This window comes from Methanosarcina hadiensis (assembly GCF_046529725.1).
GTDB lineage: Archaea > Halobacteriota > Methanosarcinia > Methanosarcinales > Methanosarcinaceae > Methanosarcina > Methanosarcina hadiensis.
In genome coordinates this window covers 1,385,328-1,408,503 of sequence record NZ_CP136241.1, presented here as the reverse complement: position 1 = coordinate 1,408,503, position 23,176 = coordinate 1,385,328, and the positions used below count along the sequence as shown (strand labels likewise).

The following is a 23,176-nucleotide window of genomic DNA, read 5'->3' as shown; positions in this document are numbered from 1 at the left end:
TATAATTCCAGAGCAAGATCCATTAAAAAAAGGATTGAAGTATGAAAATTACAAAACGTTTCATTCTAATGATTATTATAATTATGATTTTTTTAAATACATTGGCTACGATTGAAAATTACTATACTATAATACCGATACAGCGTTTAGAAGATAATTATAGTATAGAATATGAAATTGATAATAATTTTAAATATATTAATTATCATGGAAATTTAATGTTTATCAATAATGATAGTGCAGAGAATGTACCTTATAATGAAGTTTTAGAATTCATTTCTAAAGATCAAACTGATAAAACAAAATATGTTAATAATAAATGGAACTGCGTAAACTATGCTCAAACGGTTCATAATAATGCTGAAAAACAGGGAATAAGATGTGGCCTGGTTGAAGTTAAATTTAAAAATTTAAGGGCTACTCATGCATTCAATGTTTTCAATACAACTGATAAAGGTTTAGTTTTTGTAGATTGTACCGGATCAGAAATTAATCATGATTTAAATGGTGATAAACAAATTAACCTAACTTTAAATGATTCTTTTAAGGGCAGATATTTAGATAACCGTGGATCTTTTAATAATGAAAGTAAAATAGTAAAATCAATCATCATTTACTATTAAATTGATAGTCATGAAAATAATTCCAGCTGACGAGTATTTTATAAATGTGTGATCTGGTTTCAGGAAGATCAACTTGGTTAAGAGGACTATCCGATGAAATAATTAAAAAGACATATTCGTGAGCAAAGTCCATTAAAACAAGGATCGAGCCAGCGAGAAGTAGTGATAATTATCTTCCGGTTGCTTTTGATGCAAAAATAAGGTTTTATCTGGGAAATGAGAAATTGTGGTTTGAATATATTCCTGCATATTATCATTCTGGGCCTGAAAAGCTTACAAGGACATTATCTCAAGACCAGTATCCTACTTTTTTTAACAAAAGAGTGGTAAAAACTGCTTTTTTGAAAACAAGTTAAGGAAAATGAAATTGCTCACAGCTGTTGTTTCTTATATAATTCCAGTTATCGGTCTCCAGATTTTGAACAACTTCAGGGTATTCGGCTGAAATTAAATAATGTTGAAACCAAAGCCTAAAATAACTTCAAAAGCTATTATTTGTCAGGGTGAAATTTGTGACCAGCGAACTCGAAACTCCTGAATGTTGCCCCCGTTTTGATCCCGCCCTCTGGGATGGAAAAGTCCTTGAATGGAACAATAAAAGGTTCATCAAAGATTCAGTCACGACACAGTTTTACGCACCTCTGAATTTTGGAGAGGTAATTACAAGGATGAACGAAAAAGCCATCCGGACTGGCGCCGACATGCCTGACTGGCTCTGCCTTTCGGACCACACCTCAGAAAGCAATATGGATCTTTATCTGGCTGTTGATAGAGAGATAGCAGGGGCTGAAAACGTAACTTTGAGTGGAAAGTTCCTGACAAAAGCCTATGAAGGAAATTTCGAAAAAACAGGAGAATGGTGTGCGGACTTTGAAGGATACGCAAAAAGCCAGGGAAAGGAAATTAAAAAATGGTACATGTGGTATACAACATGCCCTGCCTGTGCTGAAAAATACGGGAAAAACTACGTTGTTATCGTTGCCGAAGTACAATAATTTCTAAATGCAACATTTTTCAGCAATAATATTGCCAGCTTGCAGACTATTTATTCAGAATACTTCAAATCTCAAAACATTAAAATTAATCTTTTCAATATTTTTTCTATATTTCTTCAATATTTTTTCTATATTTTTTAATATTTTAGAACCTGCATCAGATTAATGTTTATTATTCATTTACTGTATAATGACTTTCTGCCTGTTTGCGTACCTTCATAAATAATCAGATGCAATAATAAGTTGGGGTGAATTATTGTGTATACAAGTATCAAAGTAGTGGGTTTTGTCCTCGCAACAACAGGGCTTGCTTATGCTGTAAAAAAGGCTATGCGTAAGAAAGAGAATCGTTCTGGCTGGCATAAAATAAAAGTAGAAGAGGAAAGAAAAACAGGTACGAGATACGGCTCTAGCCCGATAAGATATTAAATCAAATATAAGTTGGGCATAAATAGAATATAAATTGATATAAATAGAATATAAATCGAGTATGAATTGGACATACGTCGAATATAAACTGAAAATTCGTCGAATATAATTTAATATTAAACCTACTTTTTTTATTAAGATAATAATCAGGCTTACTATTACCCCTAGTTTTAGCTTTCCTGATTTTTAAAGTATTTATGGCAATTCGATAAAGATATCATAACTCTTGAAAGTATGTAACTTCTTCCGTACCTTCTTATACTTTTTCTATATTCTTAGCATTTTTTTGTTTTAGCATTTTTTGTTTTATATCTGATTAACCCGGTTATCGAATGAAGCAGGATTCCTGCAAAAGACATAAAGACTCCTATGAAAGTTAGTAAGAATATCCATACCGCAGACTCAATATCAAAACCCCCGGCAGGATAAGAAGTTAGTGCAAGATCAAGGCTCATATGCAGGCCTCCTGCCATAAGAATGAAACCAGGCAGAGTGAAGCAGTAAAGAGGCTTATTGAATTCCATATGGTTAAAAGTGCTTAACAAAGTACTCAATCCGTGTCTTAAAGGATTTACTACCGAACGAGTCATTTCATATATTTGAGTGACGTTTTGGATCATGAAATTGCCTTCAGATTATTAAGTTACTTTTACAAACCCGTAATATCGGACCAATTTTTTTGGGATGAAGAAACTTCATACTATAAAAACCTATCTAAAGGAGTCGGTACGAATGAATAAGTATAAAAAAAGATGGAAAGTTAATAATATGAACTTACAATTGCCTGCAGTTTTAGAAACAATTATCAATTCTATGTAAACAATTTCGATGTAACCTCTGAATAAGCTCTCTGAAAAATCTCAAGCCCTGAAACAGCTTATTAGAGCAGGGCTCATTTGGATAATCTTCCAGCTCTTTAATTCTATCCATAATAAAAAGAGGTTCTTGCATGGCCTGGAAAGGTAAGATCCTTCCGGTTAATTATACAACTGGCATAATTGGAGCCGGACATCTTGGAAAAACTCTCGCTCAGGTATTTATTGAATGCGGACTCCCTGAGGTAATTGCATTTAGCCGGTAATGCATTTCCAGCACGTAAAAATATGGAATATTATCCCTTTTCCTCATTTCTTTTTCCAATATTTTTCCTGGTTACTTTGCCTTTCTGCTCTCTCTTTAGACCTTTATTTTCCCGGCTTCCTTTTTCTTTCGGCTCTTTTCCTGTCCATTCTTTCTTCTTTTTCTTATCTTCTCTCTGCCCGTTTCCCTGCACTCCGGTTCTCTTCAGTATCTCGTTTGTTGGCTCTTTCCTTGTCCAAACACTCCTTCTTGCAGGCTTTTCTTCTTCCATTTCTTCTTCATCTTCATCAAGGTCAATTCCGAGCTTGGAACTTACTGCGCTTCGGGCTTTCAGGGCGTCGGCGTGTTCCGGATTGATCCTGAGGGCTCTCTCAATAGCTCCAAGAGCCTCTTCATTCTTATCCATCCCCGAAAGAGCAAGGCCTTTACAGTACCAGGCATCGGCAAAATCGGGCTTTATCGAGATAGCTTTGTTGCAAGGCTCAAGCGCTTTCCTATACTTGCCCAATTTGAGATGGACCATCGCTTTTCCTGCCCAGGTTTTTGCGTTGTCAGGATTTATTTTAAGAGCAGATTCGTAGGCTATTATGGACTCAACTGGCCTGTCCAGGCTGTAGAGAGCAAAAGCTTTTCCTTCCCAGGCTCTCGCCATATCAGGGTTGTTTTTAAGGGCGGAATCATAAGCTTCTATTGCTTCTTCGTATCTGCCAAGATCAGCAAGTACAGAGCCTTTTGCGTGCCATGCGCCTGCGAGTCTGGAATTGGAAGCAAGGGCTTTTTCCGCAGCTCCAAGAGCTTTTTCCTGCTGCCCAAGCCTGCAAAGAACTGAAGTCCTGAGATTCCAGGCTTTTTCGCTGTCCGGTTTTATTTCAAGCAGGCTGTCAAAAGTATTCAGGGCAGCTTCATCCCTGTTGAGCTGCAAAAGCACGAAGCCTTTTTCATAAAGGTAAGCAGGGTTCCCGGGTTCTATCTCGAGTGCTTTTTCGAAGGCTTTCAGGGAATCCTTATACATCCTGTGCTTTAGATATACTGAACCCTTTCCTGCCCATGCGGCTGTATCCTCTGGATTTTTTTCAAGGATTTTTTCATATGGCTTTAGGGCTCTGTTTAGTCGATCATAGGCTGTCTCACTGGCTTTACCTACCTTACCTTCACTTTTCCTGCCTGTGCTGCCAGCTTTACCCGCTCTGTTTGTTTTGTCTGGCCTACCTGTCTGCCCTTTTCTGCCCGTTCTACCCGATTTGTCTGTCTTACCTGTATTTTTTTTAGAATCATTTGCCTTAGAGTCATTTGCCATAATATCTGTCCCATGTAATTGGTTTAGAGTAACTTTTTTCGCGAAAAATCATTACACACCCTGCCTCCCCGGATGGGCGGAAAAATATGGTTTTTTCTTCGGGAAATCTTGCTTCAAATTCCCTTATCTTATTTTAAGGTGATCCTGTCAACCTATTTTAAGTAATGAGAATCCTGACGCTTTGTTACTTTATATTTTGGGACTTCAAATAAATATCCCGATGATCTGCAAAATTACTTTTATCATCCCTTAAACCTGAAAAACTACTCTTTTCGAACCTGTAAGCCCGTTTTCAGGGTGTAAAGAATCTCTGATTTTTGTTAATCTCTGCTTACACGATAAAGATATTTTTGAAAAACTTATTAAGATTCCCGCTATAAAGTCTGTACAAATCATATGTAGCATTGATTAAAAAACGGTCAGGTAAACAAAGTTGTAGGCGCTTATTATGAGTAACGCGAGTGATATAAGTGAACTGAGCATCCGCGAAGCTGACCGGCTGGAAGTAACAATTCTTGTGGATAATTATACGGATATGCTTCTGGTGGAAAGGACAGGCGTATACAGAAGACCTCAGGTTCCTTTTCCGCAAATCCTGCTTGCAGAGCATGGGCTTTCCTGCTTAATCAAAGTTTATGCAGGGAATGAAAAGCATACCGTTTTGCTGGATGCAGCCGTAACCCCTGCCTGCCTTTTTGGCAACTCCAGGCTTCTGAAGGTGGACCTCGGCAGGATAGAAGCTGTTGCCCTGAGTCACGGGCATCCTGATCATTTTCTGGGGCTTGAAGAGCTTTTGAAATTTGTAAGTAATGAACAGAATAAACAGGTTCCGCTTATTCTTCATCCGGATGCCTTTCTTGAACGCAGGCTGAATATTCCTGCAATCGGGCACCCGGCTAATGTTCCTGCACTTGACGAAACAGCTATAAAAGACTCAGGAGCCCTTATCATCAAATCCGAAAAAGTTTTCCCGATTGCTAACGGTCTCATCCATACAACAGGGGAGATTGAGCGTAAGATCGAATTCGAGAAGGGATTTCCATGGGCTGAGGCTAAAATTGATGGAAAATGGGTAACTGACCCCTTCAGGGACGACCAGGGACTTGTAATAAAACTGAAAGGCAAGGGGCTTGTTGTTATCAGCGGCTGCGCCCATGCAGGGATTATCAATACAGTAGAATACGCAAAGAAAATTACAGGCACTGGCCGCGTTCACGCAGTTATGGGCGGGTTCCACCTTACAGGGCAGGTATTTGATCCTGTTATCCAGCCTACAATTAATGAAATGAAAAGAATTAATCCTGACTATATCGTGCCAATGCACTGCACTGGCTGGAAAGCAATAAACCAGTTTGCTGAAAGGATGCCGGAACAGTTTTTGCTTAATACTGTCGGTACGACTTATATTTTTGGTTCAGATATCTAAATTAAAGCAGCAGGAAAATTATTGCTTCGGGTAAGTTTTTACAAAGATGAATTTTTTATAAGTTTTTGAATCTAAAATTAACTTTTTAAATCCGGGAATCGAATTTCCTTTATATTAATGATTTTATATAGTCGTGAATTTTTTTATATGTTTTATATACTCCGTTAACTGAAAAGTTATCAGAATAATTAGTCAAAGCAGCCGAACATTTAAATTTAAGGAAAAAAGTTAAATACATTACATGTATAATATATATCATATGAATAATAACTCTTACGGGTTTATGGCATATTTACCCTTAAGAGCACCATCTACACAACCTCCGTGCAGGGGAAAGGGTTCCACTCCTTACCTTTCCCCTACCAGCATAATTTTTTGATACTATTTTAAGAATAATTCCTGGTAAGGAATATAAAAAGAAAAACAGGCTTTAAAGTCTTTACTTTATAGACTCGAATACACTTTTTTCTGCAGTTCCTTAATCTCTTCTAGTCTCGTTACGTTTTCTTCGGTTTCTTTGATATCCGTAAATTTAAAGCTGTCAAGGGCCATTTCTATGACAACAGGAGAATTCTCCAGGAATTTTTCTTCAGCCTGTATTTTTAAAGTCTCAAGAGCCCACTGACTCTGGAGTGCAGCCTCCCGAATCCCTTTCTTTAAAGAAAGCTTTCCTGTATCTTCGATCGAAAGAGCTACTGAACTCAGAGCCTCATCAAAGTATTTTTCTGCGGCAATTCCGCCTATTTCTTCAAGTAACAGAAGGGTATTGATAGTTTCGGTTTCAAGACTTTCTTCTGCTTCTTTTTTTCCAACCTCTCCAAGACAGGTTACTGCATTAAGCAGAGCTTCTTCCATCCCCTGTGACGCTGCAGCGGCTCCTATATCTTTCAGGAGCAGGGAAAACGCAATCATTTCTTCCCTATCTTTCTCATCAGGATAGGAAAGCTTCCAGATCTCCATCAGCGTTGTGGCGGCTACTTTTGAGCCTGCTTCAAGTGAACTGGAAGCTGCTGACTTCCCGATTTTTCCTGTTGCTATTATTGCCTTATTCAGAGCTGACCTGTATCCTTTTTTTGCAGCTGCCTTTGAGAGTTTTCCCAGGGCAAGGGCTGAGTTAATTGCAACAAGTTCCATACCTTCCTGTGCAGCTGCCTGTGCAATGTCAGAAATCGACAGGATAACCCTGGCAGCATCTTCTTCTTCGTTTTCAGAAACGAAATCTTCTGCAATTCCGGTAAGTGAATCAAGGGCCTGAAAAACTCTGCTCTCATCTCTTTCCTCTACCGACGATAAACCTGCATCGACAGCCTCTGCTTCGTTTAATGTGATCATTCTTTTTGCCCCTTTTTGTCAGTATACATTATTTTATGATTGAAGCGTCTTTTTCCTGCATATTCCTGAAGCCATTATGTACATGTTATGCCATTTAGTATCAGTTTAAATCTTTTATATGGCATAAAACTATTGAATTTGATATGACTATTGCAGGATATTGTCTGGCTTACTCTATGAAATCGGGAGATTATTATGATTGCTATTTTGTAATAGAGATTATTCGCTGAATAAATTCTTAACTGTTGAGGCTGTCGTTGAGTCTCAAAATATCTCTTTCAGCAGGCAAAAAGATAAGTAATAAGTTCTTTGAAGCAGGATTCCTGCAAAAAAGTGCCAATTGAACTTAAGGGTAAAAAAACCGGATTCCAGCGAATAATGATAATTAAATTTATGGATGAAACTGAACTGCAGGTTGGACCTTATTTCAGAGCAATTTCACTTATTCAAAGGACTCAGCTTCATGAATGTATTCTGAACCATTAAAAGTTTCAATAGAAAGTTTTGTTACAAGCATATAGCTGACCAGGAATTTTTCTTTAGGTTCAAGCATTATGGTTCCAAGTGCATTGGAAGCCTTCATAATTATATTCTCAAAATTTTTGAATTCTGTATCTGACAAATGGTAGTCAGGCAGGACAGGCGTGTGCCGAAAGGGATGAATCTCTCCCCTGTGCTCAGTAATTTGCATCAGATTATTTTTTACCTCTTCTGAAAGGAAGGACAGTTCCATTCCCTGGATAGATAAAAGAATGCCTGGTCCGGAAGAAAAAAGTCCCCCATTCTCCGGAACCCTTATAGTCTGTTGTCTGGATGTTTCTTTTCCTATGGCCCCTATGGCAAGAGAAGATACAAGAGACTCCCTCTCAAGATTATGGAGCGACGCGGAGTTCGCAATCTCCCCCAGATAGGCAACCGCAATCCTGACCGCTGCTTCCATCTCCTGTCCAACTGCGGACTTTCCAACAGCGCAGAGAGAATAAATAATACTTAAACCGGTGTTAAACATTCTTTGCTCTCTGGCAACCTCGGCCATTCTTCCCAGAGAGACCAGGGAGATCAGAACCCCAAGCTCCATTCTTTGAAGGACTGCAGCATTTCCAATATCCCTTATACTGATAATGGTTCTTTTTGCATCAGGTTCAAGCCCTTTGTTTATGTATTTTGTTCCCTGCTCTGTTAAATAGTCAATAGATCTCAATACTCCCAGTTCATTGTTATCCTTTACAGAGCTCAAGCCAATGTCTGTTGCCCTGGCTTCATTTAAAATAGACATTCTGAACACCCCTTTTGAATTTCGTATTTCCGGAAAGGTAATCTATATGAGAAAACACTAACCGTTCAACCCTCTTCTTTTGCAGAAGTAGTTTTTGTACAATCCAGGTCTCTGTGGATTTTTGCCCTGAAAATTTCACCAGGACTCGAGAAACTTGTCAGTCCGTGAAACTTGTTAATCAGTATAAGTAAGCCTTCTCTTCCCTCTAAAACTTTCATTAACTTTTTCTTCAAGTTTATCGAGATCCATACTCTCAAAACGCATGAGAGCCACTTCAGCAATAATGGACGCACTCATAAGATAGCGGTCTTCCGCATCAAATTTTATTGCCTCAAGCGAATATACTGCCTGGAGTAATGCTCTTTCAAGCCCCTGTCTGTCAGCAACTCTACTAATATCCCCAAGTAGACGGGCACTGGTACTGGCAGTTTCTTGCAGGTTTTTTTCAATAGCCCCGGTTCCTATTTCCTGCAACAGAAACTCAACGTTTAATGTTGCGTCTTCGAATTTCTGACTTGCTGCAGCTTTTCCTGTTTCCCCCAGTAAAGTTACTGTACTGTTTGCAACATCTCCCAAACTTTGCTTTGTTAAGCTTTTTCCAATCTCCCCAAGAGCGAAAATGACTGCAATTATTTCTTTTCTGGTTTTTGTAAAGCCTGGGGTATTTCCCATCTCTCCCAGGCATGTAGCTGCAGTTTTTGCCGGACCCTCCATTTTTTGCCCTGCCGCCGCCTTTCCGATTTCCCCAAGTGCAAGCGCGATACATACAAGTGCGTTCTCCATCCCCTGCCTGCAAGCCTCTTTTGCGACAGGGGAAAAAAGTAGAATCGTATTTGTAACGACCGTTTCCTGCCCGGCAAGAGCCGACGCTATCCCTATCTTTTTTATGTATTCGATCAGCCTTTTAGTATCACTTTCCAATCCTTCGTTTGCATATCTGGCTGCAAGCCCTGACAGGTAGTAAAGGATCTCGATTACACCGGCTTCATCTTTCTCGTCTACCGAAGCCAACCCGATCTCCAGAGCCTCATGCTCATCAAGTGGTAGAATCCTTTATGCCCCCAGATTCTCTCTTAATTAAGTATAGATATGAGAGGATATTAGCTTTTTCATAACAGGAATAGATAAGGTACTGACAAATTCTACTTTCCAGTTCATAAAAAAAATAATTGCCTGATCCTTTCTAACATTACTATTAAAAATATCTAAAAAGTAAATCTCTTCTCTATCGAAATCTATAAATAGAATTATACGGTAGTAAGATACCGGTTGCTTACGAGTAAATCAAAGCCTCATTTCACACACACACGAGAATCGAAACGATTACTCCAGAAGGATAGGTTTCATCCCTTCTTCCTGTCCGTTTCTAACCATGACTCGTGAGCAACTACTTTCTTCACCTTTTTCCAATCTTACCCCACTCCAGCCAAGTATAATGCCACAACCTGCAAATTGGCGCCTCTTCTCGAGACCCATCGCTTTATCTAAATTCAGTCCTCTTTAACTCGGATTATTCTATGGTTTTAAACTGGTCCTCTTGAGCCAAGCGAAAAGGACTGCATACTGTTGCGATTACATTGCAATCCATGAAATAGAAGATTTCATGCAATCTCGAAGTGTACCTCGGAAAGGACAGTGGGCTCCCGAGACGGAACTTGGGTATCTTAACCCAAAAATTAGTCCTCTTGAGCAAAGCGAAAAGGACCCCGTCCTCCCGAGGCGGGACTCGGGCGAGTCGGAAATCGGGCGAGTCGGAAATCGGGCGAGACAGATATTTTTAAAAAATAAAGCCTAATATTACAGCGGATAAATAAGAGATTCTGAACAGGGGAACTATATGGAAGAGGCAATGCGTATTCCGTCGATTGAAAAACAGGAAGAGATTGTCACACAGATGTGTATCTGCCCTGACTGCCCTTCATGGATTGAAGGCGGGGAGAAAGGCGGGTTTTGCTTTGATACAATACCGAAAAGCAGATACATAAGCGAAGAAAAAGGTTGTATATGCCCTGGGTGTCCTGTTGCGAAAAGAGTCGGGTTCAGCGATTCATATTACTGTATTAATGAATCGGGAGAAAAATAAATAATAGCTTTCTTTTCTTAAACCATTTCACTTTCAAAAAAGAAACTATCAAAAGAAAGAAACTATACCGGTAATTTAAGTCGCAGAGAAATAACTGATCAGGGCATGAGAGCCCGTATCAGTTGACCTGTAATTTTTTTTAGAATACAAGTCCCAGGTCTTCGAGCTTCTTTCTTGCTCCGTCGTAGACCTGCATATATTCGTCAGTTGGGGTAATCGTCTTTACGTCGTAGCATTCCTGAAAGGTCTTTCCTGCCGGTGCTTTAGCATAGTCTTTCTCATAAAGTGCAACAAGCTTATCAAGGATCCTGTTAATCTCTGAGATTTCCACACCTGCAGTTGCCCTTGCTACTTCTCCCATCATCCTTGCTTCCATACCTGTTGTCTTGTCAGTCACGACACCCTTTGCTGATGCAACACCTGACAGGATTTCTCTGCCTGATGCCGTGTCCGTAATTGACTGAGCTGAAGCTTCAAGGAGGCACATTTCAGTACACGGGCCTGCACATGGGTAGTACTGGTTTCCTGAGAGCATGTCAGTAAACTCCGAAATAGTTGCACATGCCCATCCTGCAATAGTCAGGGTCTCCCTTGTGTTTGTTGATCCCCAGCGTATATGGACAGGGCCGTCAAGGTGCCAGCTTGCACTGCTCATAACAAAAGCGTTGATGTGGGTTGCAACATCGACAATCGTGGTCTCTTCAATGCCGCCTGCGTAACCTCCGAAGATTGGCATCTGTTCGTCCATGATAATGTCGCTGTTTCCTTTGTAATGTGCTATTACTGCTATTGCATCAAGGTCGATCTTGAGCTCGTTGAGCTGGGAGACTTCGTGGCTGTCTGATGAGATCTGGCCTCCGACACAGTCAGAGGATATATTTCCCTGGGCGGACAGGGAAGTCTCTGGGCCCTATATGCCCATTCCCGGGCGTCCTGCCATAGCGCATGCCTGCTTTATAAGGCGTGCTTCTGTCTTTGCTGCGAGGACTTCATACGGGCTTCCTGGCACAGGGGCTTTTCCGCGGACGGATGTCATGACACCGTCTACAATAGTGTCCACTTCTTTCTCAAGAGCGTAGCTCATGTGGACAGGCATGAATACTTCTTCTGAAATCGGAGACCCGGTAGGACCGCCCTGTACGATTGGCTTCCTCTTGTCGCCTACGCTTCTCTTCCTTACATTTACTGCGTCCCTGCCTGTACCGAGTGTGAATTCCTTCTGGACATTGTTGATTGCGTCCCAGATTTCGTCTTCGGTGTATTTTACGATCCTGTGGGTGTCGGTACAGTAGATACCGCACTCAAGAAGCATTTCAAACCCTGCCTGGAAGAGCTTTTCCATCATGTCCTTATCTGTGGGGATAAACTCTCCTTTGAAGTCGAGCCCGTATTTCTGCTTGAGCTCCATTGCTTTCATTGGGATCTTCATAAGGTCCCAGTCGTCCTGGGTGCACTTCTCTCCTATTTTTGCTCTGTCATAGAACTCATAGCAGTCGAATGATTTTCTGAACGTCATATGCTTTTGCCTCCCAGGGTTATTTCATTATGTTGAGTGCAACTTTTGCAGCTTCTGCAGCGTTTTCTGCGGTTGCGTCCGCGCCGATTTCATCGATCCATTTGTCAGAGACCGGGGCTCCTCCGAACATGCATTTTACGCTGTCCCTGAGGTTTTCTTCCCTGAGCCTGTCCATGAGGTCTTTCTGGCCGAGCATGGAGGTGGTCATAAGGGCTGACCCAACAAGGATGACTTTATGCCCTTTATGCTTTGCAGCCTCTTCAACAACGGTCTCATTGAGAACATCTACTCCGAGGTCAAGGATGTCAAACCCGTTTGCTCCGAGCATGGTTGTAACAAGGCGGTGGCCGATATCGTGAATGTCTCCTTCTGCAACAAAGGTGATTGCAAGACCTGTTCCTTCTTCTCCTTCAACCCTGGTCTTCTCAAGTTCGGGAGTAAGGATTTCCATTGCACTGCTCATGGCTTTTCCGGACATCATGATCTGAGGCAGGAAGATCTCTGCAGCTTCGAACCTATCCCCGATAATCTTCATTCCTGGGGAAAGGCCCTTTGTGATAATGTCAAGGGGCGGAATTCCTGCATTCAGGGCTTCCTGAGTTACTTGTGCACATACTACGATATTTTGAGTTACGATCGCGTTAGTTAACTTATCAAAAATTTCGATATCTGTCATCCCGTCATCACTTCTTTCGGTTTCACGTTTCTTTCCCGGTACAGGAAATCTACCTGCTTTCCGGACAGCGGAATCTCATTACCCATTTCAAATATAAATAGTTTACTATTGAATTGAGCTGCTATATAAGATTTATTCCTTTGAAATACGCGAAAATGGATTCAAGTACAAATAATATTTGGCACTTTTATAAAACAAAAACAGAATAAACTTGCAGGTAAAAAGTTTTCCTGAGAAATTAAAAAGTGGTCAGCAGAAAGCGCAAAGTATGGCAATCAGGCTTTTCTATAAAAAGGCTCACCTGAAATTTACAAGAAACATGATGAATGATGCAATATTCAACAAAAAACCAAATACACTTGCTGTAAGTCCTGCCTGTGCAGTTATATCCTGTCTTTTTTTGAGGCGGGATCGGGCAAGGACAATCCCTGCAAGGGCAAAAGGTATAGCAAAGGATGTAAGGAACAGGCTGCCTGTTCCGAGCCAGAAAGAAAGAGAAAGAAATATGCTAATCAGCCCGGAAAAAAGGCTCAAAATTCCTTTGATGTCTGAGTTCCCGTTAATACTATTTCCTCCTGTTGCGGCTTCTTTCCATGCTGCAGGTACAGTTAATCCGAAAAACACCTTAAACAACGGATATCATGTTCATTTTTTCCAGCACCAGCTCCTATTTTTCATCACTGTCTTTTTCCGGCTTTATTCAATTTTGATCCCAACCTTACCGCCCTCAATTTTCCAGTCATACCGTTTCAACTGCAGTGAATCATTAAGGCACTCACCTGTCCTGACATCGAACTTTCTGCCGTGGCAGATGCATGTTAAAATAAATTCTTTCAGCGTGCCCCTATCCATGGGACACCTTGCATGAGGGCAGAGATTTATGAAAGCATGAATTTCCCCTTCAGCTTTAAGTAGTAACACATTTCTACCCCCGGGTTCAACATGCAAAAGTTTTCCTTCTTCCAGGCTGTTTTCTTCAGCCGCATAAAACCAGGGAGGTTCAAAACCAGAAACTTGTCCTGTTTCAGGATCTTTTTCAACAGACATTCCACAACCACCAGAGATCCAAATTATGGGATTAAGTTTGTTCCTGCGTATTTAAAAACTAATCTTGAAATGGTAACTTATGTCAGCTTTTTCCAGTTGTTTCATATAAATAGGTTGGCAGCCTCTATAAGTTTTTCTAAGAGAAAAAACTGATGAAAGGAAAGAGGATAGAATGAAAGCAAAAAGGATAGAATGGAATGGAATGAAAAGAAAAAAAATGAACGGGAAGTAGAAGGGAATAAAAAAAGATGGAAGGTAAAAATAGAAGAAAATAAAAGAGAATAAAAGAAAATAATAAAATAAAGGAAAATAAAAGAAAATGGAAGAAAAATTCAATTTTTTACCTGTTCGGCTTAATGAAGATTTCCGTCCTCGTTCAGGATTTTCAAGAGCTCAATTATTGAGTATGATGCCCTGGTAATTCCCATACTGCGTTTATCGGTATCCGTACCTGCAATATAAAGGTTTTTGACAGGGGTCCTGATATCCGCAAATTTTCCATTGATTGTGACTGCGGCTTTTTCAGGGATCATTATCTGCTCGTGCTGCATATCAATATACTTTTCGATATTAGGAAGTGCACGGAAAACAGTATCATAGGCTTTTTTGAGCTCATGTTCCTCAGTCTGTTCCGGGTCAATTACGAAAGAAAAGCCTACAAGCTGCTTATCTTTTGGGGCAAGAGATGGATCGTAATTGCTGATAGGCATTGCCCAGTAAGCAAAGTCTTTAAACCAGATCTCAGAGCCTGTATAGTTAAATTCGGGAAGCTCTTCATTTAACCCGAGCCAGATTGTCAGGCTTTTTGTGTGAACGATCCCTTTCAGTTCCTCTTTATATGCCTGCGGAAGGTCATTAATAAGTTTTGGGAGATCGGTTGCAAAGCCTGTATAGATAACGAGATCAGCAAGGTATATCTCATCTGCCTCCACGCCTGAAACCTTTTCGTCATGCACAAGGATGCCTGTTACTTCGCATTCTGTTTTTACCTCTACAGTCTCGGGAAAAGAATAAATAATGGCATTTAGAAGGGCCTTTAACCCTTTTCTTGGATACCCCTGGGAATAGTTTACTTTATTTGTAGCAAGCCTTTCAAGAGATGTAAACGGCTGGGCAACTTTGTCCACACGGGCCTGCAGGGAAGCATGAAGGTGATACGGGAGAACCGATGAAAGGATAGATTCGGTAGACTGCCGCCTTTTGGGCTCAAACTTTCCGATCATGGCATCAAACTGCTCCTGCGTAATACTATCCCTGACAAAACTGCTGCCAGAAAGAATACGCTGAGCAGAGGTCTCTTTCATTGATTTTCCGGAAAGAAAACCTGAGATCGTATCTACAAAGTCATAAGTATCTTTGGAAAGGTTCTTGGGGAGAAAATCATAAACCGACTGGTCTGAGAGATCTATTCCGAAAGATGAAAGAGTAAGGGCTTTTGTCAATATCTGTGAAAGGATAAGCCTGTCTTTCCTTGGAAGTACGTCAAAAGTTACGAAATCTTTCAGGTTCGAAGGGACTTTTGTTAAGGCATTTTCAGTTCTAACATAATAATGCCCGTAGTCTTCAAACACGGGCAGGAAATCGAAATAATTGTCTATCAACCTTGGGAGAGGCCCTTCCACCAGATGGGTTATTGCATGTGCTCCGGTATCTACCTGATAACCGTCTACCATATAGCTATTGCAGTTACCCCCGAGATGCGCCCCCTTCTCAAGAACAAGGACTTTCTTTCCATGCTTGGAAAGCGTTAGCGCAGCCAGAAGCCCGCTTACGCCAGCCCCGACAACAATTGCATCATATTTTTTCATTCCCTAAACTACCTCTACTTTTCCAGCGAATCAGTTTCAGTTAATTATCTTTCGAATTTTATTATCTTTGCTTACAACAGTATTGCAGTGTTCACCAGACATATTTTAACAAAATTTGTGTTTTGAACTCCGATAAAGCACTTCAAACAGGGAATATGTTTGGAATTATTTTATATGTAATTTATGGTAATTGTATATAATTAGCTATGTATCTCCCAAAATTAAGGGTGACTTTAGATGAAAAGTGATGAACTAAAAAATGAATTAAATGTCAAAAAATGGTTCAAAAACATAAAAGCAAAAGATCGCACTAAAATTAGTTATCTTTTTTCGATGCAACAGTATACAGAATTTACTGGAATGACTCCCGAAGAATTATTATCTCAAGCTGAAGAAGAAATGGGATTACCCATAAGAAGAAGACAACTAAAAGATCATATCCTTGATTTTAGAGATGATTTAATTCAACAAGGATTATCTGATTTTACTGTAAAAGGAAGAATTGCAGCCGTTAAATCATTTTATACGTCTTTTGATATTGCTCCGCCAAAGATTAGGGGGGATTCAAGACCTGTAACAAAGAAAGAAAATGATCAAATCCCTACAAAGGAAGATTTACAGGATTGTATTGCTGTTTGTGATCCATTAGAGAAAGCTATCATGTTAGCAGGAATTTCAAGTGGACTTGCGGCAACCGAAGTTCGTAATTTAAAATTATCTGAATTTAAGAAAGGTTATGATCCTGAAACAGAAATTACAACCCTATCTTTAAGAAGAGAAAAAACAGGTGTTGATTTCATCACATTCTTTTCACCTGAAGCATCTAGGGCAATTTGGGATTACTTAGAATATCGAAATCGACAAATTAAAACAACAAATAAACTAAGGCAATCACAACTTGAAAAACAAAGAACGACTGAAAATTCTTATCTTTTCATCCTTCACAAAGTTTCATATGATTATTTGGAAACCCATGATGAAGAACTTCGAAAAATATCAGAATATGCAATGCTGAAAATATATAAGGAAATTTCAAATAAAGCAAGAAAGAATTCAAAATCAGGAAGTTATAATTTTATAAGATCACATACAATGAGGAAATATTTTAATTCAACTTTACTTAATGCCGGATGTGATTCATTCCATACTGAATTCTGGATGGGACATGCTTTAGATGATACTCAAGCAGCATATTTTAGAGCTAACATTCAGCAGCAGAAGGAGTTATATTTAAAATTTGTTCCACATTTAATTATTCAAAAAGAACTTAATGTTGCGGAAAGTCCCGAATATATAAGAATTAAAAATGAAAATGAAGTGCTTGCTAGGGAATCTATAAAGCATGTTGTTGAAAGACAGGAAATCTTGAAAATAAATACTGAATTTGAAAATTATAAAATTCAATCTGAAATTCGTATCATTGAGATGGAAATGATTTCAAAAATCCAGCCTTATCAATTCCAGATAGAAAAAGATCAAGAAGCACTTGAAACTTGTAAACTTTGTTTGAAACTTCCAAATGATGAAAAAACTGATTCACATGCTGTTTATAAAGCACAAATTCAATGTTATGAAGATGATATCATAAAATTAAAAGCAAAAATTGAAGAAATCAAAATTGAGTATCAAATGAAGATTGATAAATGGAAATGCTATTTATCGGAAAAATAAAATATATTATTCTTTCTTTTTTATTTTGATCCATTTTAGAACCGCCAATTTTGAAATAAGGGTTTATTTTTGGCTTAATTGTAAATATTTATGTAAAATCACTATCGGTCACACAGCCACTTTTAATCAATATCGGACGAATGCCGCCATCTTTTTATTATAAATATTTATGTAAAATCATTATCGGTTGACAGCCACCATCTTGATCGTTGTTGGTCCTTAAATGGAAAAATTAAATTTTCATCATCAATTTCATCATTATTTTTATAATTAAATTTGACAGCACACTTTTCAAGTGAAAACGATCTATTTTTCTTACTGAATGCAATACATCAAAAGGTATCACAAATATCAAGCTTCCATTCTCCCTCTGCCTGTCATCCTCGCAATTATACAATGCTCGTGATCAATTGGAGTCTATGACTCCGATTTCTCTGTCCATTACAACTAGGATATCAAAAAATATCAGGCGACGCTTTGGTTATATGTGTTTGAGTTTGGCGGATAATTTTACAACTGGCTTAAAACAGGATATTTTAGTGCGATGTTTTGAATCATCTCATCGTACTCTTATGAGTGGGTCACTCAAAAAACGCAACGCTACGTAAGAAATCTGTACAATTGTTTTTTGGAAAGTTGTTCTAACAAAAATTAATCATTATTTTTATGAAGAACGTTTAATTAAAAGGTGAATACTTATTCGCAAATGAGAGCTTTTCTTTCTAGGAGCCTTATTTTAACATAATATTTTAATAATTAACTTCAAGATGTATTATTTATTCCTTTCTTTTCCTTTTTTTTAAAAAGAGTTAAGTATAGTACTTAAAAATTATATGTACATCTTCGTTGTCTATTATTTTCTCATAATTATCATTTTATGGTTAAAATCTTAAGATAATTGTCCTGAATTCATAGTATATTTTGTTGTTTTTATTTAATTTTTTATAAACTAATAAACAATCACACGTGTTATAAATGCAAGTCTCGGATACACCTTTCTATTGGGAACTAGATACTAAATCTTCTGATATTGACTCACATAGAAGAATATCAATTACAAGATACAGTACAGTTGTTCCATTTGATTTCAATAATATATTATCAACATTCTCTAATAATATATTAAAAAGAAACGATGACTTCGGTTGTATTGGTATTAATGAGTATAATGACAGCAATATACACGTAATGATGGCAAAAGTACATAAAAATGGATTTAAAAGTCCGAAGTTTAATGAACTTGATGCATTTTTATCAGTAGATAATTTTAGAATAAAGGTAATTTCTGCCACTATACATATAGATCATTTTTCAGATGAAAATTCAAGACTAAATTTACTAGTATTTAACAAAGGAAATATAGGGAAAAATAGGTTATTTGCAACATATCGGAGACTATTTGATATATCTAGTCTAGAGCAAATGAAGTTTGATGAGAGAGTAGTAAGAGAACTATGTTTTGAAAAATTTTCTGATAGGCTTTATGAGATAAATATTGATTCCACAAATTGTCCAGATTATGGTGTACAAACAGTTGATTATAAATCAAACAACACGGTTATTATAAAAGAGGCTGAAAAAATTAATGAGATTAAAGAGAAAAAAGAAATAAAAATTACAGGCTTTAAATCTTTTATAATCTCAAAGTGTGATGATTTAAAAGAAAATTATAATGTAAAATTTAGTATAGATAGCGTAAGTGGAACGATTGTTCTAGAATTTCCAAAATTATCTTGGTCTGATTCAGAAACCAAAAATGAGAAGGAAATAGAAAATGACTTTTATAATTATGCCAGAAAAATTTATAATGAGATAATAAATGTATCTGGTATAAAAATATTGGATACAGCACAAAAAGATTTAGCTTTATGGGTACCTAATGACTACGAATGGTAAAGTTGAAAAAATTTTTAATATGCTTTATGAAAACCGCTACCAAGGATTGGGAACAGGTACGCTTTGGTTTGATTTAAATGGAATTATTGCATCTGATGAAAACTTTCAAAATGCTTCTTTTCATGAGAAATTTGTTAAAGAATTACTAAAAGTTTCAAAATATGATATTGAATTTTACACACGATCCATGAACTACTCAATTCAAGAATCTCTTACATATCTTGAGTACTTTTTTATGAAATGCTCTCTTCTCCTATTATACAATAAATATAATGGAATGCTTGATAATTTATATGATGAACCAAGTTTGTTTTGTAGAAACGTTTATGGAACTATTTATAAAAATACTATAGAAATAATCTTAGATGGGGATTATCAAGAGGAAATTGACATATCTGAAAATACAGGAAAAATCTACATTGGTAAGAATCCAAGGTCAATTATCTATCCTAATTCTTCTAAAATCTTAACGGACTATAAATTTAATATTTTAGATTTAGTGTACAAGAAATATGTAAAAGAAACAATGGATATTTGTGAAAATTCAGGTGAGAACAAACTACTAAATCAAGTAAGGAAATTAAATTTCATATATCAACAAATGAATGACTTAAGCGAAGCAAAAACATTTCCTTTTTCTGTAAATTCAGAAGATTTGTTCCCCCAAGAAGAAAACTTAAACGAAGAAAAATATGATGAGCTTCTTTATACACAGTATAATATTTTATTTTTACCATTAATAAATGACGTGAAAATATTAGGTGACAAGATATCTGTCTTTAATGAAGGGTATGGGTGTCTAAGTAATGGGGTTCTTTTTATTTTACATAATGGTGAGATAATAGATTATAGAGAAATCAATATTAGCCATGATAAAAGCGACGATTTTTACATTAATGAGAAAATGGAAAAGGTAATTAGAAAGGAAGATCCCAATAACATAATTGAATTTAAACTTGTTTTCCAGAAATTTGGTCGAGAGTATGCATTCATTTTTAACAAAAAAATAGGTATAATAAAGGCAACATTAAAACCAGATACTGGTGAGAGTATGAACACGATACATATTGAAACTATGATTGGATCTACATTAGTTAATGAGTCAAGAGAAGTAAACATAAGCAATAATTATTCTAAAGATAACTTAAGCGAATACTATAAGCAGCTTATTGACAAGCTTGATGACCTTGAGATGGAAAAAAATAAGAAAGAAACTGTTAAAGAGAAATTTCATCAAGTTCTTGGGGAAATAGAGAGAGCTAATACTGATTATAATATAGTTAAGAAATTGACACTGCAGGCTTTTGGGATTATTGGAAGCCATATTAACAATCCTCTTTTATGTGGAATTGCCTTCAAATTAAAGGAAATATTAGGGCCTTAATGAAATTGGATTTCCTAAAATTTAAATCATTTTTTAAGGTGTTAGTAAAATGACAAACGAGTTAAATTTATTTTTAGGTTTCGGAATTCAAAACAAAAAATGGAGAATTGACAATGAAGAAATTGGAAAAAGAGGTTTACCGATAAAAGATGAATTTAATTTTCAATTTATACATTATATAGCATCTTTAAAAGATCGGGTAAATAGTCTTAGTTTACTAAAGAGCGAAATTAAAGTGTTAAACAAAGAAGCTATAGAAGAAACTAAAAGACTATATGAAACAAATTATGTAATATCTTATAAAAGGGATCTATTAACTATTCATTATGAGACTTTTGAATCAAATATACGGTATAATGGAAAATGTTGCAAAAATAAATTTCTTTGTGTTTGATAATTATTTCATACTTTATGACCAAGAACTTAATAGAGGTTTTGAAAATCAGAGGAATAAGATAATTAAAGGTAAGTTATCATTACATCCCGAATACGATAACATAATAAAAAATGATTTAAATTGGTATAATGAACTATGTGCAATAAGACATACATTCATTCATTTCATTGCTGGAATGTGTGTTATTGATAGAAAAGAAGAAATTGTGCTTAAATATTTAACATACAATTTATCATATATAGAATTAAATGAAGAAGTAAAAATTATAAGAAATATAATTGAAGATATAGAATCATTTTACAATAAAACTATAACCTTTTTGAATGATATTTCTACTATCTACTTGAAAAATCTTGACCCAAGAATCATGTCTCATATTAATATTTTAAATGATGATTATTTAGAAATTAGAGAAATAAGTTTAGGTGATTATTTGGAAGGGAAAACGGGGAAACTCTTGCACAAAGTTCCAAAAAATAAAACTTCATCATGAAAAAATGAAAAGTATTAATAAAATTAAAATTTAATCAATATTTACATTTATTCTAAAGTAATTATGTTTCCGTTTTCTTCTACCAACCTCATGTATTTTTTATCGTGGGTTACATCATGATCACAAAACGGACATGGTTCAGTGTTATTGTAAAAAGTACCAGACTTAAAAGTTGCTGCATCGACCTGAAGAAGTCGAGATTTAAACCACTTTGTACAGGTTGGACAGTATATTTCTAGCATAGGGAACTACTCCAATATATAATTAGTAATTAATGTAAATTGTAATGATTAATTTAATATATAAATTATTTGATTTTGAGGTAAGTACTCTTATTATAAAAACAGTATACTTTTATTTTAATAGATGTTTTTATTCTTTGTCCTACTCTCCATATAAAGAACGGAATTGAAATTGACTATATTTTCTTTCCATAGATCAATTTTACGATAAAACCTATTAATTGACATATTTATACCGAAATACTTTTTTTGTAAAACTTATGAATTATCGTCTGTAAGGAATAACTGGAAAATTGAATAGAAATCTATAGTGATTTATTTACTGGACTTGTATAGGAGGATAGTATGTCTGTGGAATTATATGATAAGTATATTCACGTACCCCGTGAAAATCTTAACCACAAAGAAAGCATTTTATTATTAGGTAAAATGGAAGAGTATGTTAATGGGACAATTATCCAATTCAATAGAATCCAATCTACACAAATGAATATTTTGGGATTTGTAGAAGAAATGAAACAATGTTCAAGGAGATTAGAAGATATTTGGAAAATTGAAGATTCTAAACTACGCTTTCAAAAATTAGAAGAATATAATAAAGAAAAACATGATAAATTTAAATCATATGGAGTAAATAATCTCACATTGTTTTTGGATATACATTTTTATCTAATATGTTTCGATAAAGTACAAAATCTCATTGAAAAATTAGCTTATAAAGAAAACAATGAAAACTTATCTATTTTATGTGCAAGTTTGCTTCCGAAATTCAAACCTTATAATGATATGCGTAATAACTTAGAACATATAGAAGATAGGACTAAACCAAAATACACCACAGATTTTGGTAATTTGAACAACGGTAAATTTACATTTGGTGGGAAAGAACTTGATATAAGCCAAGATTCTCTTAGTTTTATTTGTAATTCTTACGAACAAGTATTGGAATGTATCTCATAATACAAACTCTTTTCTTTCTATTACTTTTTTTCTGGGAATAAGCTTTTTTATATTTTTCTTACTATGCCTCGATAAAACAAACAGCTTCAAATTTGTAAAATGAAGTTGGATTTCTCCAATATACACTTCTTTTTATACAAATTCGTTATATTCTCTACAATCTGGACATCTTACAATTATTTTTTTAACTTGCCCTTCAAAAACATTCTGTGCAAGTTTTCTATCACAATTACCACAGATATAATCAGTATCTCCACCTTCTCCTACGATTGGTACGAAAACTTTATCTGTGTTACTAGGATCTATTACTGTTCTGTTTTTTGTTTTAGACTTATCTATCGTTTTCAGTTTTATTATTTTCAAAATCATCACTCTTTTTATTCAAAATATCAGTTATTAAGTTATTAAGCTCTTTCTACCAAATTCTACATGCAACTTTTAGATTTTTATTGATATACTTGTTTTGTCCGACTCCAATAATAATTGTAAAAAATCTTATATGTATTGTATTTTATGTTTAAATAGTACAATTGTTACGCCACTAG

23 protein-coding genes and 1 pseudogene are annotated in these 23,176 nt (G+C 36.3%); 12 read left to right on the top strand and 12 right to left on the bottom strand.

Going from position 1 to position 23,176, the window contains the following annotated elements:
- Positions 1 to 41: 41 nt before the first annotated feature.
- The 3 genes from RSJ42_RS06035 to RSJ42_RS06025 all read left to right on the top strand — a co-directional run bounded on the left by RSJ42_RS06035 (position 42) and on the right by RSJ42_RS06025 (position 2,047).
- On the top strand, positions 42 to 623 hold the full coding sequence (locus RSJ42_RS06035) for a hypothetical protein (RefSeq protein WP_410509772.1): 582 nt from the start codon (positions 42 to 44) through the stop codon (positions 621 to 623).
- A gap of 512 nt (positions 624 to 1,135) precedes the next feature.
- Positions 1,136 to 1,618 carry a hydrolase gene (locus RSJ42_RS06030; RefSeq protein WP_410509771.1) on the top strand — a complete coding sequence of 161 codons (483 nt, stop codon included), beginning with the start codon at positions 1,136 to 1,138 and terminating at the stop codon, positions 1,616 to 1,618.
- 258 nt (positions 1,619 to 1,876) lie between these two features.
- Positions 1,877 to 2,047 carry a hypothetical protein gene (locus RSJ42_RS06025; RefSeq protein WP_410509770.1) on the top strand — a complete coding sequence of 57 codons (171 nt, stop codon included), beginning with the start codon at positions 1,877 to 1,879 and terminating at the stop codon, positions 2,045 to 2,047.
- Between the two features lie 275 nt (positions 2,048 to 2,322).
- Here the strand turns inward: RSJ42_RS06025 and RSJ42_RS06020 are convergent, their stop codons facing one another.
- On the bottom strand, positions 2,323 to 2,667 hold the full coding sequence (locus RSJ42_RS06020; protein ID WP_410509769.1) for a hypothetical protein: 345 nt from the start codon (positions 2,665 to 2,667) through the stop codon (positions 2,323 to 2,325).
- Between the two features lie 329 nt (positions 2,668 to 2,996).
- Between RSJ42_RS06020 and RSJ42_RS06015 the strand changes: the two genes are divergently transcribed.
- Positions 2,997 to 3,128, top strand: coding sequence for a hypothetical protein (locus RSJ42_RS06015; protein WP_410509768.1), 132 nt, complete (start codon positions 2,997 to 2,999; stop codon positions 3,126 to 3,128).
- A 30-nt stretch (positions 3,129 to 3,158) separates the two neighbouring features.
- Here the strand turns inward: RSJ42_RS06015 and RSJ42_RS06010 are convergent, their stop codons facing one another.
- Complete coding sequence (locus tag RSJ42_RS06010; RefSeq protein ID WP_410509767.1) at positions 3,159 to 4,424, bottom strand: tetratricopeptide repeat protein; 1,266 nt, start codon at positions 4,422 to 4,424, stop codon at positions 3,159 to 3,161.
- Positions 4,425 to 4,872: 448 nt separating this feature from the next.
- Between RSJ42_RS06010 and RSJ42_RS06005 the strand changes: the two genes are divergently transcribed.
- Positions 4,873 to 5,850: an MBL fold metallo-hydrolase gene (locus RSJ42_RS06005; protein ID WP_410509766.1), complete on the top strand. Its 978-nt coding sequence runs from the start codon at positions 4,873 to 4,875 to the stop codon at positions 5,848 to 5,850.
- A 444-nt stretch (positions 5,851 to 6,294) separates the two neighbouring features.
- Here RSJ42_RS06005 and RSJ42_RS06000 read toward each other — a convergent pair whose 3' ends face one another.
- The 4 genes from RSJ42_RS06000 to RSJ42_RS05985 form a co-directional block, all read right to left on the bottom strand.
- Positions 6,295 to 7,182 carry a hypothetical protein gene (locus tag RSJ42_RS06000; RefSeq protein ID WP_410509765.1) on the bottom strand — a complete coding sequence of 296 codons (888 nt, stop codon included), beginning with the start codon at positions 7,180 to 7,182 and terminating at the stop codon, positions 6,295 to 6,297.
- A 442-nt stretch (positions 7,183 to 7,624) separates the two neighbouring features.
- A complete protein-coding gene (locus RSJ42_RS05995) occupies positions 7,625 to 8,458 on the bottom strand; it encodes a hypothetical protein (protein ID WP_410509764.1) in 834 nt (277 codons plus the stop codon).
- Between the two features lie 174 nt (positions 8,459 to 8,632).
- Complete coding sequence (locus tag RSJ42_RS05990) at positions 8,633 to 9,469, bottom strand: hypothetical protein (RefSeq protein ID WP_410509763.1); 837 nt, start codon at positions 9,467 to 9,469, stop codon at positions 8,633 to 8,635.
- A gap of 312 nt (positions 9,470 to 9,781) precedes the next feature.
- On the bottom strand, positions 9,782 to 9,934 hold the full coding sequence (locus tag RSJ42_RS05985) for a hypothetical protein (protein ID WP_410509762.1): 153 nt from the start codon (positions 9,932 to 9,934) through the stop codon (positions 9,782 to 9,784).
- 361 nt (positions 9,935 to 10,295) lie between these two features.
- On the opposite strand from RSJ42_RS05985, the gene RSJ42_RS05980 reads away from it, so the two are divergent.
- Complete coding sequence (locus RSJ42_RS05980; protein WP_410509761.1) at positions 10,296 to 10,541, top strand: DUF2769 domain-containing protein; 246 nt, start codon at positions 10,296 to 10,298, stop codon at positions 10,539 to 10,541.
- 139 nt (positions 10,542 to 10,680) lie between these two features.
- On the opposite strand, the pseudogene RSJ42_RS05975 reads toward RSJ42_RS05980, so the two are convergent.
- The 5 genes and pseudogenes from RSJ42_RS05975 to RSJ42_RS05955 all read right to left on the bottom strand — a co-directional run bounded on the left by RSJ42_RS05975 (position 10,681) and on the right by RSJ42_RS05955 (position 15,588).
- Positions 10,681 to 12,057: pseudogene (locus RSJ42_RS05975) on the bottom strand (monomethylamine:corrinoid methyltransferase).
- A 19-nt stretch (positions 12,058 to 12,076) separates the two neighbouring features.
- Positions 12,077 to 12,733: a methyltransferase cognate corrinoid protein gene (locus RSJ42_RS05970; protein WP_410509760.1), complete on the bottom strand. Its 657-nt coding sequence runs from the start codon at positions 12,731 to 12,733 to the stop codon at positions 12,077 to 12,079.
- 297 nt (positions 12,734 to 13,030) lie between these two features.
- Positions 13,031 to 13,357: a hypothetical protein gene (locus RSJ42_RS05965; RefSeq protein ID WP_410509759.1), complete on the bottom strand. Its 327-nt coding sequence runs from the start codon at positions 13,355 to 13,357 to the stop codon at positions 13,031 to 13,033.
- Positions 13,358 to 13,429: 72 nt separating this feature from the next.
- Complete coding sequence (locus RSJ42_RS05960) at positions 13,430 to 13,780, bottom strand: Rieske (2Fe-2S) protein (RefSeq protein ID WP_410509758.1); 351 nt, start codon at positions 13,778 to 13,780, stop codon at positions 13,430 to 13,432.
- 353 nt (positions 13,781 to 14,133) lie between these two features.
- Positions 14,134 to 15,588, bottom strand: coding sequence for a phytoene desaturase family protein (locus tag RSJ42_RS05955; RefSeq protein ID WP_410509757.1), 1,455 nt, complete (start codon positions 15,586 to 15,588; stop codon positions 14,134 to 14,136).
- Positions 15,589 to 15,825: 237 nt separating this feature from the next.
- Between RSJ42_RS05955 and RSJ42_RS05950 the strand changes: the two genes are divergently transcribed.
- The 6 genes from RSJ42_RS05950 (at position 15,826) to RSJ42_RS05925 (ending at position 22,631) form a co-directional block, all read left to right on the top strand.
- Positions 15,826 to 17,259, top strand: coding sequence for a tyrosine-type recombinase/integrase (locus RSJ42_RS05950; RefSeq protein WP_410509756.1), 1,434 nt, complete (start codon positions 15,826 to 15,828; stop codon positions 17,257 to 17,259).
- Positions 17,260 to 18,234: 975 nt separating this feature from the next.
- Complete coding sequence (locus tag RSJ42_RS05945; RefSeq protein WP_410509755.1) at positions 18,235 to 19,155, top strand: hypothetical protein; 921 nt, start codon at positions 18,235 to 18,237, stop codon at positions 19,153 to 19,155.
- Positions 19,139 to 20,539, top strand: coding sequence for a hypothetical protein (locus RSJ42_RS05940; protein WP_410509754.1), 1,401 nt, complete (start codon positions 19,139 to 19,141; stop codon positions 20,537 to 20,539). Before RSJ42_RS05945 ends, RSJ42_RS05940 begins: the two co-directional genes overlap by 17 nt.
- Positions 20,540 to 20,588: 49 nt before the next feature.
- Complete coding sequence (locus RSJ42_RS05935) at positions 20,589 to 20,933, top strand: hypothetical protein (RefSeq protein ID WP_410509753.1); 345 nt, start codon at positions 20,589 to 20,591, stop codon at positions 20,931 to 20,933.
- Positions 20,896 to 21,429, top strand: coding sequence for a hypothetical protein (locus RSJ42_RS05930; protein WP_410509752.1), 534 nt, complete (start codon positions 20,896 to 20,898; stop codon positions 21,427 to 21,429). Before RSJ42_RS05935 ends, RSJ42_RS05930 begins: the two co-directional genes overlap by 38 nt.
- Positions 21,430 to 22,016: 587 nt before the next feature.
- Complete coding sequence (locus RSJ42_RS05925; protein ID WP_410509751.1) at positions 22,017 to 22,631, top strand: hypothetical protein; 615 nt, start codon at positions 22,017 to 22,019, stop codon at positions 22,629 to 22,631.
- Positions 22,632 to 22,763: 132 nt separating this feature from the next.
- Here RSJ42_RS05925 and RSJ42_RS05920 read toward each other — a convergent pair whose 3' ends face one another.
- Positions 22,764 to 22,994 (bottom strand): hypothetical protein, encoded by a 231-nt coding sequence (locus RSJ42_RS05920; RefSeq protein WP_410509750.1) that lies wholly within the window; start codon positions 22,992 to 22,994, stop codon positions 22,764 to 22,766.
- Between the last annotated feature and the right edge of the window lie 182 nt (positions 22,995 to 23,176).

Coding starts and splice junctions, on each gene's coding strand:
- RSJ42_RS05930 (WP_410509752.1), top strand. CDS start 20,896: ATGGAAAATGTTGCAAAAATAAATTTCTTTGTGTTTGATAATTATTTC.
- RSJ42_RS05970 (WP_410509760.1), bottom strand. CDS start 12,733: ATGACAGATATCGAAATTTTTGATAAGTTAACTAACGCGATCGTAACT.
- RSJ42_RS05950 (WP_410509756.1), top strand. CDS start 15,826: ATGAAAAGTGATGAACTAAAAAATGAATTAAATGTCAAAAAATGGTTC.
- RSJ42_RS06035 (WP_410509772.1), top strand. CDS start 42: ATGAAAATTACAAAACGTTTCATTCTAATGATTATTATAATTATGATT.
- RSJ42_RS06020 (WP_410509769.1), bottom strand. CDS start 2,667: ATGATCCAAAACGTCACTCAAATATATGAAATGACTCGTTCGGTAGTA.
- RSJ42_RS05985 (WP_410509762.1), bottom strand. CDS start 9,934: ATGGGTCTCGAGAAGAGGCGCCAATTTGCAGGTTGTGGCATTATACTT.
- RSJ42_RS05940 (WP_410509754.1), top strand. CDS start 19,139: ATGACTACGAATGGTAAAGTTGAAAAAATTTTTAATATGCTTTATGAA.
- RSJ42_RS05925 (WP_410509751.1), top strand. CDS start 22,017: ATGTCTGTGGAATTATATGATAAGTATATTCACGTACCCCGTGAAAAT.
- RSJ42_RS06005 (WP_410509766.1), top strand. CDS start 4,873: ATGAGTAACGCGAGTGATATAAGTGAACTGAGCATCCGCGAAGCTGAC.
- RSJ42_RS06015 (WP_410509768.1), top strand. CDS start 2,997: ATGGCCTGGAAAGGTAAGATCCTTCCGGTTAATTATACAACTGGCATA.
- RSJ42_RS05955 (WP_410509757.1), bottom strand. CDS start 15,588: ATGAAAAAATATGATGCAATTGTTGTCGGGGCTGGCGTAAGCGGGCTT.
- RSJ42_RS05980 (WP_410509761.1), top strand. CDS start 10,296: ATGGAAGAGGCAATGCGTATTCCGTCGATTGAAAAACAGGAAGAGATT.
- RSJ42_RS06010 (WP_410509767.1), bottom strand. CDS start 4,424: ATGGCAAATGACTCTAAGGCAAATGATTCTAAAAAAAATACAGGTAAG.
- RSJ42_RS05935 (WP_410509753.1), top strand. CDS start 20,589: ATGACAAACGAGTTAAATTTATTTTTAGGTTTCGGAATTCAAAACAAA.
- RSJ42_RS05995 (WP_410509764.1), bottom strand. CDS start 8,458: ATGTCTATTTTAAATGAAGCCAGGGCAACAGACATTGGCTTGAGCTCT.
- RSJ42_RS05945 (WP_410509755.1), top strand. CDS start 18,235: ATGCAAGTCTCGGATACACCTTTCTATTGGGAACTAGATACTAAATCT.
- RSJ42_RS06000 (WP_410509765.1), bottom strand. CDS start 7,182: ATGATCACATTAAACGAAGCAGAGGCTGTCGATGCAGGTTTATCGTCG.
- RSJ42_RS05960 (WP_410509758.1), bottom strand. CDS start 13,780: ATGTCTGTTGAAAAAGATCCTGAAACAGGACAAGTTTCTGGTTTTGAA.